The organism is Faecalibacterium sp. AF28-13AC (assembly GCF_003478405.1).
GTDB lineage: Bacteria > Bacillota > Clostridia > Oscillospirales > Ruminococcaceae > Faecalibacterium > Faecalibacterium prausnitzii_E.
This window is the reverse complement of record NZ_QUFG01000005.1, coordinates 71,985-86,720: the sequence shown is the minus strand read 5'-3', so window position 1 is coordinate 86,720 and position 14,736 is coordinate 71,985. Positions and strand designations below refer to the sequence as shown.

At 40.4% G+C, this 14,736-nt stretch carries 32 protein-coding genes; all 32 read left to right on the top strand.

Annotation, left to right across the window (positions count from 1 at the left end; genetic code table 11):
* The first annotated feature begins 4 nt into the window (after positions 1–4).
* Positions 5–277 (top strand): hypothetical protein, encoded by a 273-nt coding sequence (locus DWY95_RS16835; protein ID WP_147365946.1) that lies wholly within the window; start codon positions 5–7, stop codon positions 275–277.
* Positions 278–287: 10 nt separating this feature from the next.
* Positions 288–503 carry a hypothetical protein gene (locus DWY95_RS16830; RefSeq protein WP_147365945.1) on the top strand — a complete coding sequence of 72 codons (216 nt, stop codon included), beginning with the start codon at positions 288–290 and terminating at the stop codon, positions 501–503.
* The gene (locus DWY95_RS08330) at positions 504–743 is read left to right on the top strand and encodes a hypothetical protein (RefSeq protein WP_118553141.1); all 240 of its coding nucleotides are present in this window, start codon (positions 504–506) and stop codon (positions 741–743) included.
* Entirely contained in the window at positions 736–1,083 is a 348-nt protein-coding gene (locus DWY95_RS08325; protein WP_118553140.1) for a hypothetical protein, read from the top strand. Before DWY95_RS08330 ends, DWY95_RS08325 begins: the two co-directional genes overlap by 8 nt.
* A 5-nt stretch (positions 1,084–1,088) precedes the next feature.
* A complete protein-coding gene (locus DWY95_RS08320; protein ID WP_147365944.1) occupies positions 1,089–1,328 on the top strand; it encodes a hypothetical protein in 240 nt (79 codons plus the stop codon).
* Positions 1,325–1,528, top strand: a complete 204-nt coding sequence (locus tag DWY95_RS08315; protein WP_118553138.1) for a hypothetical protein — start codon at positions 1,325–1,327, stop codon at positions 1,526–1,528. The genes DWY95_RS08320 and DWY95_RS08315 overlap by 4 nt, the downstream gene beginning before the upstream one ends.
* A 159-nt stretch (positions 1,529–1,687) precedes the next feature.
* A complete protein-coding gene (locus DWY95_RS08310) occupies positions 1,688–1,912 on the top strand; it encodes a hypothetical protein (RefSeq protein WP_118553137.1) in 225 nt (74 codons plus the stop codon).
* Positions 1,913–1,922: 10 nt separating this feature from the next.
* Positions 1,923–2,639: an FAD-dependent thymidylate synthase gene (gene thyX, locus DWY95_RS08305; RefSeq protein WP_118553136.1), complete on the top strand. Its 717-nt coding sequence runs from the start codon at positions 1,923–1,925 to the stop codon at positions 2,637–2,639.
* Entirely contained in the window at positions 2,626–3,180 is a 555-nt protein-coding gene (locus DWY95_RS08300; protein WP_158577543.1) for a DUF3310 domain-containing protein, read from the top strand. Before thyX ends, DWY95_RS08300 begins: the two co-directional genes overlap by 14 nt.
* Before the next feature lie 13 nt (positions 3,181–3,193).
* Positions 3,194–3,751 carry a LemA family protein gene (locus DWY95_RS08295; RefSeq protein WP_118553134.1) on the top strand — a complete coding sequence of 186 codons (558 nt, stop codon included), beginning with the start codon at positions 3,194–3,196 and terminating at the stop codon, positions 3,749–3,751.
* The gene (locus DWY95_RS08290) at positions 3,684–4,475 is read left to right on the top strand and encodes a hypothetical protein (protein ID WP_158577542.1); all 792 of its coding nucleotides are present in this window, start codon (positions 3,684–3,686) and stop codon (positions 4,473–4,475) included. Before DWY95_RS08295 ends, DWY95_RS08290 begins: the two co-directional genes overlap by 68 nt.
* 11 nt (positions 4,476–4,486) lie before the next feature.
* The gene (nrdD, locus tag DWY95_RS08285) at positions 4,487–6,682 is read left to right on the top strand and encodes an anaerobic ribonucleoside-triphosphate reductase (protein ID WP_118553132.1); all 2,196 of its coding nucleotides are present in this window, start codon (positions 4,487–4,489) and stop codon (positions 6,680–6,682) included.
* 38 nt (positions 6,683–6,720) lie between these two features.
* Positions 6,721–7,200 (top strand): hypothetical protein, encoded by a 480-nt coding sequence (locus DWY95_RS08280; protein WP_118553131.1) that lies wholly within the window; start codon positions 6,721–6,723, stop codon positions 7,198–7,200.
* 730 nt (positions 7,201–7,930) lie between these two features.
* The gene (locus DWY95_RS17535) at positions 7,931–8,062 is read left to right on the top strand and encodes a hypothetical protein (RefSeq protein WP_279220019.1); all 132 of its coding nucleotides are present in this window, start codon (positions 7,931–7,933) and stop codon (positions 8,060–8,062) included.
* 13 nt (positions 8,063–8,075) lie between these two features.
* Positions 8,076–8,252, top strand: a complete 177-nt coding sequence (locus tag DWY95_RS17025; RefSeq protein ID WP_158577541.1) for a hypothetical protein — start codon at positions 8,076–8,078, stop codon at positions 8,250–8,252.
* Between the two features lies 1 nt (position 8,253).
* Positions 8,254–8,595 (top strand): hypothetical protein, encoded by a 342-nt coding sequence (locus DWY95_RS08260; RefSeq protein ID WP_118553127.1) that lies wholly within the window; start codon positions 8,254–8,256, stop codon positions 8,593–8,595.
* Positions 8,596–8,746: 151 nt separating this feature from the next.
* Complete coding sequence (locus tag DWY95_RS08255) at positions 8,747–9,016, top strand: hypothetical protein (protein WP_118553126.1); 270 nt, start codon at positions 8,747–8,749, stop codon at positions 9,014–9,016.
* Positions 9,017–9,262: 246 nt separating this feature from the next.
* Positions 9,263–9,700: a hypothetical protein gene (locus DWY95_RS08250; RefSeq protein ID WP_118553125.1), complete on the top strand. Its 438-nt coding sequence runs from the start codon at positions 9,263–9,265 to the stop codon at positions 9,698–9,700.
* Entirely contained in the window at positions 9,690–10,028 is a 339-nt protein-coding gene (locus tag DWY95_RS08245; protein WP_118553124.1) for a hypothetical protein, read from the top strand. The genes DWY95_RS08250 and DWY95_RS08245 overlap by 11 nt, the downstream gene beginning before the upstream one ends.
* Positions 10,029–10,354: 326 nt before the next feature.
* The gene (locus DWY95_RS08235; protein ID WP_118553122.1) at positions 10,355–10,555 is read left to right on the top strand and encodes a hypothetical protein; all 201 of its coding nucleotides are present in this window, start codon (positions 10,355–10,357) and stop codon (positions 10,553–10,555) included.
* A 1-nt stretch (position 10,556) separates the two neighbouring features.
* The gene (gene nrdG / locus DWY95_RS08230; protein WP_118553121.1) at positions 10,557–11,084 is read left to right on the top strand and encodes an anaerobic ribonucleoside-triphosphate reductase activating protein; all 528 of its coding nucleotides are present in this window, start codon (positions 10,557–10,559) and stop codon (positions 11,082–11,084) included.
* Between the two features lies 1 nt (position 11,085).
* Positions 11,086–11,619 carry a dUTP diphosphatase gene (gene dut, locus DWY95_RS08225; RefSeq protein ID WP_243082677.1) on the top strand — a complete coding sequence of 178 codons (534 nt, stop codon included), beginning with the start codon at positions 11,086–11,088 and terminating at the stop codon, positions 11,617–11,619.
* An 11-nt stretch (positions 11,620–11,630) separates the two neighbouring features.
* Positions 11,631–12,092, top strand: a complete 462-nt coding sequence (locus DWY95_RS08220; RefSeq protein ID WP_147365942.1) for a hypothetical protein — start codon at positions 11,631–11,633, stop codon at positions 12,090–12,092.
* Between the two features lie 3 nt (positions 12,093–12,095).
* Positions 12,096–12,401 (top strand): hypothetical protein, encoded by a 306-nt coding sequence (locus DWY95_RS08215; protein WP_118553119.1) that lies wholly within the window; start codon positions 12,096–12,098, stop codon positions 12,399–12,401.
* Positions 12,402–12,413: 12 nt separating this feature from the next.
* Entirely contained in the window at positions 12,414–12,746 is a 333-nt protein-coding gene (locus DWY95_RS08210) for a hypothetical protein (protein WP_118553118.1), read from the top strand.
* Positions 12,747–12,769: 23 nt separating this feature from the next.
* On the top strand, positions 12,770–12,973 hold the full coding sequence (locus DWY95_RS08205; protein ID WP_118553117.1) for a hypothetical protein: 204 nt from the start codon (positions 12,770–12,772) through the stop codon (positions 12,971–12,973).
* A gap of 35 nt (positions 12,974–13,008) precedes the next feature.
* Positions 13,009–13,254, top strand: coding sequence for a hypothetical protein (locus DWY95_RS16825; protein ID WP_147365941.1), 246 nt, complete (start codon positions 13,009–13,011; stop codon positions 13,252–13,254).
* A gap of 13 nt (positions 13,255–13,267) precedes the next feature.
* Positions 13,268–13,504 (top strand): hypothetical protein, encoded by a 237-nt coding sequence (locus DWY95_RS08200; protein WP_118553116.1) that lies wholly within the window; start codon positions 13,268–13,270, stop codon positions 13,502–13,504.
* A gap of 11 nt (positions 13,505–13,515) precedes the next feature.
* The gene (locus DWY95_RS16820; RefSeq protein ID WP_147365940.1) at positions 13,516–13,749 is read left to right on the top strand and encodes a hypothetical protein; all 234 of its coding nucleotides are present in this window, start codon (positions 13,516–13,518) and stop codon (positions 13,747–13,749) included.
* 9 nt (positions 13,750–13,758) lie between these two features.
* Positions 13,759–13,989 carry a hypothetical protein gene (locus tag DWY95_RS16815; protein ID WP_147365939.1) on the top strand — a complete coding sequence of 77 codons (231 nt, stop codon included), beginning with the start codon at positions 13,759–13,761 and terminating at the stop codon, positions 13,987–13,989.
* Positions 13,979–14,197, top strand: a complete 219-nt coding sequence (locus tag DWY95_RS16810) for a hypothetical protein (RefSeq protein ID WP_147365938.1) — start codon at positions 13,979–13,981, stop codon at positions 14,195–14,197. Before DWY95_RS16815 ends, DWY95_RS16810 begins: the two co-directional genes overlap by 11 nt.
* A gap of 17 nt (positions 14,198–14,214) precedes the next feature.
* On the top strand, positions 14,215–14,727 hold the full coding sequence (locus DWY95_RS08195) for a hypothetical protein (RefSeq protein ID WP_118553115.1): 513 nt from the start codon (positions 14,215–14,217) through the stop codon (positions 14,725–14,727).
* Positions 14,728–14,736 lie beyond the last annotated feature (9 nt).

Genomic DNA, 14,736 nt, shown 5'->3' with positions numbered 1-14,736 from the left:
AGTTATGAATCTTTCCAAGAAGTCAATTAAACACATTCTTCGGATTCTGGATAACAAATGTGTCGAAATTTCTACAAAGGCATCTGCTTATAGTAGTGGTGGACGTAAAATTTTGACTCGTGATTTTGAGCCAAAGAAGTCACATGGAATGAATGGCTGGCAACGAATCATCTATGTACCGTCCGAAGGATATTTCTACGGAATTTATAATGGAAAATCGGAAGAAGATTGGGATATTCCAGATATCTGGTCTCCCGCACAGCTTGCTGATTTGTGAGGTATTTAAAATGCTACTTTTAACGCAAGGCGGAGAAATTATAAATCTTGACCGCATGGCAATCATTGATGCCGCAAACCTTAATGTTTACGCAAGGCAAGGTATGGGTGAACGCGGAATTGTTCTTGGTAGCTATAATACTGCGTCAAGATGCTACGAGATTATCGGAAATATTTTTGACTGCCATCGAATGAATGCCAAGGCGTATTCTATGCCGGAGGAATAAATGAACGACTTCCGAAAACTAGCTATCCAAAAGAAAGAACGACTTGAAGTTCAACTTACCGATGGCACAGAAGAACACAATATATTGTACATAATTACATCTCTAGCCACTATTAAAGGTGCTGAGATTTTTAAAAATTTTCGTTTGTATTCTGTAGGCTCCGCCGGGGAGCTCAACTTATTAGAGAAGCGAGACGGCGATCCCTACTTTGATAAGCTGAAAGGAACAGAATATGAGTAATTCGATGAATCGAGAAGACCGGCGCAGAGAGCAGCGTAAGGCACGAATCCTTGCCCGGAGAATCAAGAAGGCTGGTGGCCCTGACTTTCTGGCTGGAATGCCAGTAGAGGAATGGGAACCCAAGATTGGTGATGAGGTCACCATTAAGGTAAAGAGGATTCAGGGCAAGAAGGATTTCTTTAAGATGAGTCCTCAGTATCAGGACTTTATCAATAGCCTTGAAGACGGAAAACCTTACAAGATTACCAGTACCGGCATGAAGGGTCAGGTTTACGGCATTGACGCACATCCTTATTTCCAGATTTGGAAGGGTGATATGGAACCCTACAAGGAGTCCTAATGAGAATGTACTTCAGGACGGACTATTATGCAGATGTTGGCATAGATGAAGTCGTTCGGCTTCAAAGAGGAACTACATGCGAAGTAGTTTCAGAAACTGAATTTTTTTATTTTATCGTAACTGATAATGAATCATTCAGGAAAATGTTAAACATTGTCATGATTCCCAAAGAAGACCTTGAAGATGATGTATATGTCGTGACTGGTAAGAGCGAAAAACTTGAGGAAGGGGGTGGGGTGATATGATTGGTATTGACCATCGTGAGCAGGGTCGTAAGGAACGAGCCCTTGCAGAGTATTATAGGACCTTAGCTCGATATCCTGTCGAGTGTGGAGAGCCGATTACATATCAGTTGTCAGAAGAGCAGCTTAAACAGGTTCTCTGTGGAGAGGTTACTGTGGATGAGTTGATTGAAAGAGGTGAGGTAAATGAGAGACAGGATTAAGATGTGGATCGCTTTCATTAAGATTTTTAAGGATTATCTTATTGCGGTCGGAATCATGATTGTGTTGTGGCTGCTGTCTTGCCTTATCAAATATGGTATTTCAGTATCCAGTTTTCCAGATTGGTTTAAGTTTGCACTTCTAAAGTAAAGGAGGATTAAATGGTAACCGATATTCTTAACAGAGAAATTCATGTTGGCGACACAGTTCTTAGAGCTAGAACTCGAAAAGGTCGAGGAGTTCTTTGGAGTATTCATAAAGTTGTCGCCATTATGAATGTAATGATTAAAGTTCAAGATGGAAAGTACACTTTAAATGTTGCACCTAAAAATTGTATCGTAATTGGTGAGAATGACATTCCTGAAAACTGGCAGGACGAGTATTAAGGAGAGTTGAATGATTGTTGATTTGATCGCGTACACACAGCGAGTTGTTCCTACAAGTGATAAGAATCCTTTAGATATTGTGGAGGAAGCTGCGAGTATTTGTTACGATTCTTCAATGACTGACGATTATAAGATTGCCAAGGGATGTAAGGCAAGCGGTCACTATTCTGTGCTTGAGCACATCAATTTTACGTTTTACGTCAAAGATGTAAGCCGAGCACTTCTGGCGCAGATTAGTCGTCATCGACATATTAGCATGAGCTGCCGCAGCCAGCGTTATTGCAGTGAGGATGGATTCAAGTATGTGAATCCGTTTACCGGTGAAGATGCTGATATTTTCGATAATATGATGTCGGACATTGACACCGATTATCAGATTCTCAAGAAGTATCACAACGCCAAAAACGAAGACGCCCGTGCAGTTCTGCCAAATGCTTGCTGTACAGAATTCTACATCACGATGAACGCTCGTGCCCTAATTGAAATGAGTCATCTGCGGCTTTGCTCCAGGGCTCAAAAAGAAATCCGCGAGATGTTTACAGAAATGAAGAAGGAAGTTGCACAGGTTTGTCCTGAAGTAGCAAATTGGATGGTTCCTTCCTGCGAGGCTAATCCGAAGTATCCGTTCTGCCCAGAGGGTCGTGGTTGCTGTGGCCGTCACCCGAAGCTGGCAGATGTTTATAAGCCTATTGAAAAGAACAAGGAGGTTATTGATGGAAACACTTGACGAAATTAAGAAGAACGTCGAGCACCCGTCCCATTACGGCGGTGCAGACAATCCCTATGAGGCCATCAAAGTGCTGCGAGAGTGGCAGCTGGATAAAGATGCTTATCTTTGGAATGTTGGTAAATATCTGAGCCGGGCAGGACACAAAGATGGCAATTCTCAGCTTCAAGATTTGACGAAGGCACGTTGGTATTTGGACTATAAAATCCGGCTTTTAGAGGAACAGCAGAAGGTTGCTGAAAGTGTCGTAGATACGCTAAAGAAAGTTCCTAGTGAGGTCGCTGATAAGCTGACTACGATGCCAAAGAAGGACATTAACGATTATTTTTATGATCCAAATCTCGGCGGTGTCTGCCATGATTTGGTTTATCGTCCTGATGATTCATTTAAAGAAAAACTGGCAGAGCCGACGTGCAGTATTGAAACTGCTGTGGTTCCGAGCGCTCATAATGATACTATGTCTCCAAATAACAAAGGAGTTAATAAGGTTGACCATTCGATGCTGAACTCTAAAGTCTATGCCGATGATGTCAAGTTTTAAGAGGTTTACATAAATGAGATACAACTGGAAGTTACCTATTATCGTTATTTGTGTCGTGTTGATTTCCATTCTTGGCATGACCTTTATGGTGCAGGGGCCTAAGAACACGGCCATCTCTTATGAAGAGCAGATTCAGGAAGCTAAGTCTGGCATTGGAAATCAAGAGAAGCGCAGAGCTGATCTGATTCCAAATCTGGTTGAAACCGTCAAGGCTTATGACCAACATGAGTATCAGACTTTGATGGATGTTGTAAATGCTCGTGGCACTTCCGGCCAGACCGCTCAAGAGATTACAACTCAGATTGCAGCTATTGCGGAAGCATATCCTGAACTGAAGTCTAGCGACAACTACAAGGAGCTTATGAATGAGCTATCCGTCACTGAAAATTTGATTGCAAACTATCGTGGCGATTACAATCGTGTCGTGAAGGAATATAAGCAGAGCGTTCGTAAGTTTCCGAACTCCTTTCTGCTGGGTCTGACTGGATATGAGGTTCAGAATTATGAGTATCTGTCCTATGAGGGGAATGAGGCGGCACCGGCAGTCGGTAACCTTTTTGAAAATCGGTAATGCCGAAATTACTTATCGTGAATTGATCGTCAGTGTTGGTATTGTGTTCATTATGCTGATACTTGGTAGCGTTATCGCTGGAAATATCACCAGAGATTCACTTGAGCAGAAAAAAGAATATAATACAGCAATTTCGATTGAGTCCGAAAATATGTTCGATTATGGAATGAGAACCAACGTAGGTAATGCGTTTTGCCAAGGCGCACTAGAAGCAGTAGATACCGTAAGCGATCCACGTATCGACGGTCAGTGGATGTATATATATTGCGAAGAAAAGCATTACACGATGCATACACGAACTGTCACTACTACGGATAGCAAAGGCCATACAAAAACAAGAGTCGAAACGTACTGGACTTGGGATTATTACAGTTCAGAAGAACACAGCTCCAAAAATATAACGTTTCTGGGCAAAGAATTCAAGTATGGTGACATCAAAATGCCATCCAGCAAGTACCTGACAACTGTACAAGTCAGTTCTCATGTGAAATTCGAGTTTTATGTTAAAGATGTTCGTTATGATGGTACATTATACGCGAATTTGAGCGATAAAACTATACATAATGCACGGTTCATTAAAGATAAAAACATTGAAGAAACACGAGATTATATGATTTCTGCAGTTAGTACACGAGTGGTTTGGTTTTATGTATTCTGGATCGCATTGATTGTAGCTGTGGTAGGAGTTTTTTATGTGGCCGAAAATCGTTGGTTGGAAGATTAAGAGGTGATTGCATGGAATGTGTAATTAAACGCGATGGAACGAAAGTTCCTTTTGATAAGAGTAAGATTGTAAATGCGATTGAGAAGGCGATGACCTGTACGCCTGGTGGTATCGACGCTCGTGTATCCAATGCAATCGCTGACTATATTGCTGATATGCCTGACATCCTATCGGTTGAGCAGATTCAGGATATTGTGGTTGACAGTCTGAAAAATAGTCCTTTTGCAGATGTAGCAGAAGCGTATAGTCAGTGGCGTAAATATCGTCAAGAAATCCGAGAAAAGGAAAAGACTAATGCAAGCATTTTGGATATCATCGATATTCGGAACGATGCAATCAATCAGGAGAATAGTAATAAGAACCCTACTGTAAACAGCGTCCAGCGCGATTATATGGCTGGCGAGGTATCCAAAGAATTGACAGAGCGGCTGTTGCTTCCGAAAGATATTCTGGATGCGCATAAGGCTGGTATCATTCATGTACATGACACTGATTATTTCGTTCAGCACATGCATAATTGTGATCTGGTGAACCTTGAGGATATGCTGCAGAACGGTACTGTCATCTCCGGGACTGGAATTGATCGACCGCACAGCTTCTCCACAGCCTGTAATATCGCTACGCAGATCGTTGCTCAGGTGGCTTCTAACCAATACGGTGGACAGAGTATTACTTTATCTCATCTGGCTCCGTTTGTAGATGTTTCTCGTAAGAAAATCGAGAAGGAAGTCCATCAGGAGTTCTACGATATGGTCCAAAACAATGAGATTGATAAGATGCCAGAAAAGGAAACCATCAATCGCATTGTTGAAGAACGTTTACATAAAGAAATCGCTCGTGGTGTTCAAACTATCCAGTATCAGGTGATTACGTTGATGACAACCAATGGTCAGGCTCCTTTCATTACCGTATTCATGTATCTGGATGAAGTTCCTGAAGGACAGACTCGTGATGACTTGGCTGTTATCATTGAAGAAATGCTAAAACAGCGTATTCAGGGCGTTAAAAATGAAACCGGAGCATGGATTACTCCTGCGTTCCCGAAGCTGATTTACGTTCTCGATGAGGATAATATTTATCCTGATTCTAAATACTATTACCTGACGGAGCTGGCTGCTAAGTGTACTGCAAAGCGTATGGTTCCCGATTACATTTCCGCAAAGGTTATGAAGGAACTTAAAGGCGGTGTGTGGGTCAGCATGGGGTGTAGATCATTCCTAACGCCTGACCGGACCACTGAGAATGTGGCTAACGCAAAGAATTGGGTAAAGGGTCATAAATATTATGGTCGCTTCAATCAGGGTGTGGTCACCATCAATCTGGTGGACGTGGCTTGTAGCTCTGAAAAAGACAAAGATAAATTCTGGAAGATTTTTGATGAGCGTCTTGAATTGTGCCATCGAGCACTTCAGATTCGACATAAGCGTTTACTCGGAACTGTTTCTGACATGAGTCCTATTCATTGGCAGTATGGAGCACTAGCTCGTCTAAAGAAGGGCGAAAAGATTGACAAGCTACTCTTTGGCGGCTACTCCACCATCAGCTTGGGTTACGCCGGTCTGTATGAGTGCGTGAAGTATATGACTGGCAAGAGCCACACCGATTCTGAAGCAAAACCGTTCGCTCTTGAAATTATGCAGCACATGAATGATATGTGCGCAGAGTGGAAAAAGGCCGAGAACATGGATTACTCCCTCTACGGCACTCCGCTGGAATCCACCACCTACAAGTTTGCCAAGTGCCTGCAGAAGCGCTTTGGCATTATTCCTGAAGTAACTGATCATGAGTATATTACCAATTCTTACCATGTCAATGTTCGTGAACATATTGATGCATTCACAAAGCTGAAGTTTGAGAGTGAGTTCCAGAAGCTTTCTCCGGGCGGTGCCATTAGCTATGTTGAAGTTCCTAATATGCAGCAGAATATTCCTGCCGTAATTAGCGTTATGAAATTCATCTACGACAACATCATGTACGCCGAGTTAAACACCAAGTCCGACTACTGTCAGGTGTGCGGTTATGACGGCGAGATCAAGATCGTGGAGGACAACGGCAAGCTGGTGTGGGAGTGCCCGAATTGTGGCAATCGAGATCAGAATAAAATGAATGTCGCACGGCGTACTTGTGGGTACGTAGGAAGCCATTTTTGGAATCAGGGGCGCACTCAGGAAATTCGAGATCGAGTAGTTCATCTGAGTGACAACTAAATAAAGTATAAGTGGTGGGTCGGTGGGATTAAATATACATGGACAGACTTAGTAAGAAGTTGCAAGAAGAAAAGAAGAAAGAAACCAAGGTCACAAAATACTATCATTATAAAAACATGGACATTAAAACACCTTATTGGTTTCTATATCCGCTTCTTGTTGCTATATATTGGGGCGAAAAATTTCGCACTAAGGTCGAGAGGTTCCGTCGCAAAAAATTGAATAAGTGGAGCGATAAACGAACTGACCGTATCCTAAGATATGCGTTTCCAAAAGTGTGCAGCGTATGTACTTTGGACAATAGTTTTTATCTTACTTGCCGTGATAATGCATATCTTCTTCACTGGTCGGAATGGAGTAGACCATGGGACTGGTATTATTGCGATTTACACAACCTTGAAATTCTAAATTATCTTGCGTGGAATTTTGAAATGCCCGGATATGTGAAAACAACAAAGGAAGAAGAGGATTATCCAGATAACTGGATTACGGTTATATTCAAGAGGGAGCTGTTATGAATAAATTCGACAAAATGATTCAGAAGGCAAAGAAGGAAAAGAACAAGCCAAAGAAGAAGCCGAAAGGATATCGGTATCGAGATTATTATACTAAGCACCTAATTTTTGTTCCTTTGATGTATATCGTAGCTTGGTATAAAATGGTTAGAAATCAACTAACCAAATGGAGTTTTACGCGAACAGAAAAAATTATAAACCATGCACTTCCAAAAATTCTTCACGTAAACACATCCGATAACAGTCTTTATTTTACAGTAGATAAATACTTTTGGAGGTTCAGTTGGAAATGGTATTGTGGCATTTTTGACAAATACTATTGTTATAAGTACGACAATCGAATTTCGGAATATTTCAAAAACATGTTCGATTTGGATGGGTATACGAAGTCCATCGAGGAAAACGAGTACGATGATGAGATTACGTTCGTATTCAAAAAGGAGCTATAAAATGAAAATTTTTGAAAGAAGGTGATTGGAATAGAAGCGTGGAAGAATTTCTTTAAGGCGCTTGGTTCTTTTCTGGGAATCGTTCTGATTCTGGCAGCTACATATTTTACCTCGTGGATTATCACGATTGGTATTATTTGGCTGATTTTTAAGCTGCTGAATATCACTTTTACCGTTAAAGTGGCGACAGGCATCTGGCTGGCTCTAGTTTTTCTGGAACGATTCATTAAGGGTAGCCGAGGTAAGTAAATAAACAAGCAGGGTGGGTGTGGTGGCATGAAAACATGGATGTGGAACGTATACGTCAGTTGATTCTCGAAATTATTCGAGTCATACAACAAGCGAACAATATTAGTCAAAATGAAATGGAAGATATTATTTCTGATGTTGAGTTTGATTTTTATAACGGTCGATAAAGAAAGGAGTCTTATGGATTATTGGTCTGTTGAAGTAATGTACTACGATGATGGGAATCAGGCATTCAATACATATATGGTAAAGGCACAGGATCAAAATGATGCTATGAACAAGGCGCATCATCGCTTTGAAAAGGCTCATCCTAACATGAGCTGTATGATTCAGAGCATTGAAAAGGCAGGTGGCTGAGATGGACTTCAAATGTAAGTGTGGCAGTGAATCCTTCTTTATCCAGAGTAAAGGTAGCCAGATTGGTCTGTATTGCTCTGCTTGTGGTAAGTGGCAGAAATGGCTCACCAAGAATGAAGTGAAACAGTTTGAGTACGAGACGAATATGTTGGATTCGAAAGAAAACAATCCTGATGATGATTTTTATGAAAAATTCGCCTTAACTCCATGGGGCTGCCTACACTGTGCTTTTAGAGATTTTGGACTAGGTCTTCCTGAAATACATGGTAAGATGGCTGATGCCATTATGGAAGATTTCTTCGAGACTATGGAAAGGGCTGATATTATTGAGAAGAAGGAGTAAAGATGATTAAGTTCTTGAAACGTCTACTCCGTTGGTTCCTTCCAGAATGCAGTAGATGTGGCGGTGTTATGCTTTACGATAACACTCATAGCTGGCATGATAAATGGCACTTTGTATGTGATACATGTGGTAGAGAAAAGTGGGGTACATTATGAATGTTGAATCAAAATGTTACTTCGATATTGACCCCATATTTAACCCATCATATAAGGAAGTGCTTATTATTGAAACCGATAACTGGGCGTCTTGTGAGATTGTAAACGAAAATACTCATTATGAAGTGGAGAGCACAATAAGATACGAATGCTGCAATAATGAGCGGCTTGAAATAAAACATCTTGAGGCAAAGAAGATAAATGGAATTCCGTTGAAGAATCTTTGGATGGAAATGTATTCCAGAGAAGAATGGAGACTGTTATGAATTATGGCCAAACCTGTGTATACGGTGTAAGTCTATCATACATTATGGCTAACGGAGAACGCAATTTCTCATATTATGAGATCCCTGCTGACAGTGAGTATGAAGCAATCCAATATGTGCGCGGCCAATGGCACAGGGAGCATCTATTTGCTCCTTATGAGCCAGATGTAAGCGCTCGACTTTTGTACATTAACTATTGGAGCTATTTAAAGGCTTGATAAAAGTGCCGTTTTAGGAGGTGCCAATATGAAAAAGTGGACTAAAGACTTTCTTGAAGCTAATGGATATGAGCTGAGAAACGCATACATTAAAAATGTATCTTTTGGAATAAAAGATTACGGATTTCTTTCTCTTGCACTCACTTTAGAAGGTGATGGATGGGGAGTAAATTACATAGGCCCTTCTATCGGTAGAAGATTCTACATCAATGGAGAGCTTATTAAAGATGGGAATGCCGCAAATTTTGAAGGTTACGAAGGCGGAGCTGAAGCTATCGTAAGAATTTTAGATGTTGTTGATTGTTCTGAACTTGAATCACTAAAAGGAAAATATATCCGTGCAGCTATCAAAAGAGGAGAGTCTGTGAAAATCATCGGTAACATCATCAAAGATCAGTGGTTTGATTATGGTTCGTTCTTCGATGACTATAAGACAAAACAGGAGTGTGATAGGGATGACTCTTGAGCAAGCAATCGAGATTCTTGACCCAAAAAATCCCTATTACGAAGATTCATATACAGTCCACCGTGCTCGTTACATGGGAATGGAAGCACTTAAAATTCGAATGCCTAAAAAGGTTAAAAATGCACCATTATGTGAAATGGTCTTATGTCCAAGTTGTGGATATAGTTATCTATACAAGAAACTTGAAAAACTAAAACCTCCGTTTGATAATTTTTGTCCAGAATGCGGGCAAGCGTTGGATTGGAGTAGTCTTAACTGGCCGGACGATAAGTACGAATACGAAAAACTGCTCAACAAGATTAAGAAAAACAAGGATTGTAGCAAATAAAATTCCGCTTTTAACAGAAAGGAAAGGTATGTTTAAAACTTTCAAAAATACTGCCGTATGCGTACTTCTAGCAGCTATTATACTGACTGGATGCAGTACAAGCGTGAAAGACTCAGTAGGAAATGTAGCTGTAGAGAATGGCTGGTTCTATCGTATCAGTGATACCCATATGGTATACGATAAGGATACACACATTATGTATTACTTATTCTGTGGAAGTACAGGCAATCAAGGCTACGGCTATATGTCTCCTTATTATAATGAGCACGGTCAGATGTGCTACTACGTTAATGGTCAGGTTGTTCCAATCGAGGAGGTGTTAATCGATGCTGACTGAGATTGTTTGGCTTATGGTCAAGGCTTATATCATTTTGATTTTCACCGCTGCGGTAATTCGCTCTGAGCAGATTCTATATGACACCTCTACATATATTTTCCGAGGTGATAGGAAGAACGGAATGTATGGCTGTGTTGCACTGAATGTTTTTATCATCGTATGTGCAAGTATGTGGATGAGGTTTGTTTAAGATGAACTACGCTAAAATCGTTCCATGTGATATAGCGAATGGTGAAGGGGTGCGTGTCACACTTTTCGTGCAGGGTTGTACGCATCATTGCCCCAGCTGTCAGAACCCTACTACATGGGACCCGAATGGTGGTCAGCCATTCACAGATGAAACGCTTGATAAAATTGTAGATTTACTTCGACCTGATTATATTCAAGGGCTTACGCTCACTGGTGGAGATCCACTACTGCCAGAAAATAGAGAGGTTGTTAAGAAAATCGTCCATCGTGTATGGACTGAATTTTTGAGCAAAAAAGACGTCTGGCTCTGGACTGGATATAAGTGGGAAGAATTATGGGATCAGGATGGGCTCATAGCTGACATTCTTGCTGACATTAACGTCCTTGTAGATGGTCCTTTTATTGAAGCAGAAAAAGATATTTCACTTCCATACATGGGAAGCAAGAACCAACGAGTAATTGATATTAAATGGAGTCTTGGGTATAAAGAGCCAACCCTTTGGTGGACTCCAGAAAAGAAAGGAAAATAATATGGATTTAGGAAATTACGAAAAGTTCCCGGATTGCGATTCTTTTACTACTATTTACCATCCAAATATCAAGATCAATAAACTGCACGAAGATGCTCATCTGCCGACTTATGGTTCTAAAAATGCTGCTTGCGCAGACCTTTATGCCTATATCGGTTTTGATGACGCAACGATGGTAAACAAGAATGGTGATCGCTGCATTATGATTCAGCCGCATGAGACCGTTAAGGTACATACTGGTTTACGGATGGCTCCGCCGGAAGGTTGGTATGTCGCTATCTATGCTCGCAGCGGTTTGGCAACTAAGCTGGGACTTGCTCCTGCAAACAAAACTGGCATTTGCGATCAGGATTACCGTGGAGAGTATATTGTAGCACTACATAATCATTCTAATATCCCTCAAATGATTACTCACGGTGATCGCATTGCTCAGATGGCGATTGTTCCGTTCTGGCAGGCTGATTTTGAAGAAGTTTCTGAATTGGACGGAACTGAGCGCGGAGCCGGTGGGTTTGGAAGTACCGGAAAACAGTAATGGAGGAAACCATGGGAAAGACAATTGATACGTCCGAGCTTCTATATCGGATGGGCAAGTACGCAGAAATCGATGTTGGAAAAGAAGGACATGACGCGTTTATGCATTTCATGCTTCTTCTAACACGCACAATTGAGAAGATGCCGAATGCTGCATTGACTCATAAAAATCCGATTGATGATGAGATTATGGAAAATCAGTACAAGCTTGCGGACGCAATCTCACTGGTAACGGGTCGCACTCGAAACGACGGCTGGTATCCCACTTGGATTGGCATGACCATGAAGATTGTACGTCTGAAGAGCGGAGAATCAGTTGGATTCCGGTACATCAAAGACAACGAGGGACATGATTATCCGGGCGCAATGCACACATCCCATGTTGCCGATTATTATATTTCTGATGACAAAAAGAATTTGATTATTCAAACAGAAAACACTGTCTATAAATTTGAAAAAGTTGAGGAGGACTAAATTATGGCTAAGTATTTTTATGTGTATGACAATGGTGAAGAGACTACCGAATGTATCGTAAAAATGTTCAATGGTGACAACGGTGCTGTAATAGAGAAGGTGCTGTCAAAGGATAAGGCAGAAGGTTTCTGTGAGGGATTGATTCTTAATGATTTTAATCACAGTGATGAACTCGCAAATGCTGACATGAAAGAGGTTATCGCAAAGGCTGAGTTGGTCGAAAAGATGAATGCTTATCATCTGGCAAAAGACGCCTACAACGAGGCAAACAATGCACTGAAGATGGTTAAGGAGAAACTTGGACTGTAAGGAGAATACATAATGAAGTATTACGCTATTGAATCTCATTACGAGAAAGAAGCTCCATTTGGAATTGCATGGCAAGTAAAGCTGTTTAACGAGCACACGCTTTTAGAAGAGTACGACCACATCTTCTATAATGAGATTGTTGGCTACTGCAAATGTCTTGAGAATATGGGATTCACTGAAAAGGCAAAAGTGAAAAATGACATTCAAAAAGAGCCCAGTAAGTCTTGTAACGCTTTTAGTAAGACTACCATGACGAATAAGGAAATCAATGATTTTGTTAGAATGTGTATGGAGCCAATGATTGATGATTTAAGTAAAAACCTATTTGATTCAATTAACTTCTAAAAGGTAAATTTTACGGAGGATTTATGGAAGAAAATAAAATCGGTTTCCTGCAAGCGACAGACGGAATTTACAATGTAGATATTGGCGTAATAGTCTCAAACGGTGCCGTCGAACTTGCATATTATAGTGATGCTCCCGATATGGAATTAAGTTCTGCAACGCTCACAAAAGAGAAGACAAAGACTTTAATTTTGTATTTGATATCTGCACTTGAACAATTAGAGTAAATAGGTTTTATGGGTGGGTGGGTGGAATAAATAATATGAAACGAAACATCACAATAAATCAGACTTGCAACTGTAATGGTGACAACTGTACTCAAATTGGAATCATTCGCAACGATGAAGTATATGTCATGCAAACAAGTTCTCCGAAAAGAGAAGGCCCAGCGGAATTTACATGCAGTATGCCTGAGCCAAAACCTCATTTGAAGGATTTCCTTTATAAAATTGTAGAAAAACTAAATAGTCTTATTGGATGGATTATAGATACGTTTAACGATATTTGATTAAGGTGATTGTATGAAAGCGCATATTCGAAAAGAAAAGAAAACAACTTCATTAAACCTTGGTGAAGGAACGCTATTCACAAAGAAGGATAGCGAATATCATAAGGTCTGCGACACAGTAGAATGTGATGAGACGCATATAGACGATGATGTTATCAAGGTTGCTTTGTCTGAAGAAAATATGATTATTGGGTCGAACTTTTTTAATACACCGTTTGTGTTCAATACACCGTTTGTGTTCACAGATTGAGGTGGAATGCTATGATTATGATTATTCAACACAAAGGAACTCCAAAGAAAAAGAGATACGCTGCAAAATTTTCGTGCCAATGCGGATGTATATTTTGGGCTGATGACAAAGATATTAAATTTCCGAGTTATTCCGTTATACGAGAATACGCACCAGGCGTAAAACTAGCAAAATGTCCAGAATGTGGAGAACAAGTCGTTTCTTGTTTTCCAGCAGTTCCAAGAGAAAAGATTTTTGTGGATTGAGGCGCAGATATGCATAAGACTGATAGTTTGAAAAATCCGGTAATCGTATTTCCATGTAAGAACTGCGGTTGTACAACTAAGATTCGAGTAGCTTCTTTTGAAAATCCTGATTTGGATATTCCTGAGAATAATGTGATTGCGTGCTATAGATGTAGAGCGGAAGTTGCTGGATCTGAGTTTATTTCTTGGAAAGAAGCAACTAAAACTATTTTTACCGTGGAGGTGCCAGATGGCGATTAAAATTATTCAACATAAGCAAACTCCAAAAGAATTTGCATATCATTTTAAATGTGGTTGTGGTTGTGAATTTTGGTCTGATTCGGAAGGTGTTTTGGTTGCGAAGTCATTGGATGTGATTTTATTTTATCAAACACAATGTCCAGAATGCGGCAGTCGTGTAGAGAGCCACGATAAACCGGTTCTGCGAGAAGAAGTTTTTGACGATTAAAATGTATGTTTTAGAGTATGATGATGCTTATAAGAGAATATTTAGCATTTAAAAAAGAATACTGGAAAGCAGTTCATAGAGAGGCCATTCTTGTAGCCAAAGAATTCATCTATGATATCACCCATTGGCAGGATATTTTTTGTGATTGGGCAGAAAAGTTTTGTAAAAAGAGGAACACTATGAGTATTTGTAATCATTGCTTACATAAAGAGATATGTGCCTACCGAAAGAAAACAATCCGAAGTGGAACAAATCTTTGTGAAGATTTCCTTGGATGGATCAAAACTCAGGACGAGCGACCAAACGTGTATGATGATACATTCATGCTTGATCACATCGGACTTCCGTTTGTTGGATATTACACCAATTTCAAAAACAAGGAGAGGTTTACTAATATTGACACGTTACAAACGACTACTGAATATCCATCTTACTGGCTGAAAGGACTTGACTTATATGGACAATCAATGGTGGCTCGCAAAGAAGCGGAGAGCGTACTTCAAGCTGTTTCTGATGCAGACGAGAGTTGATTTCTTTGA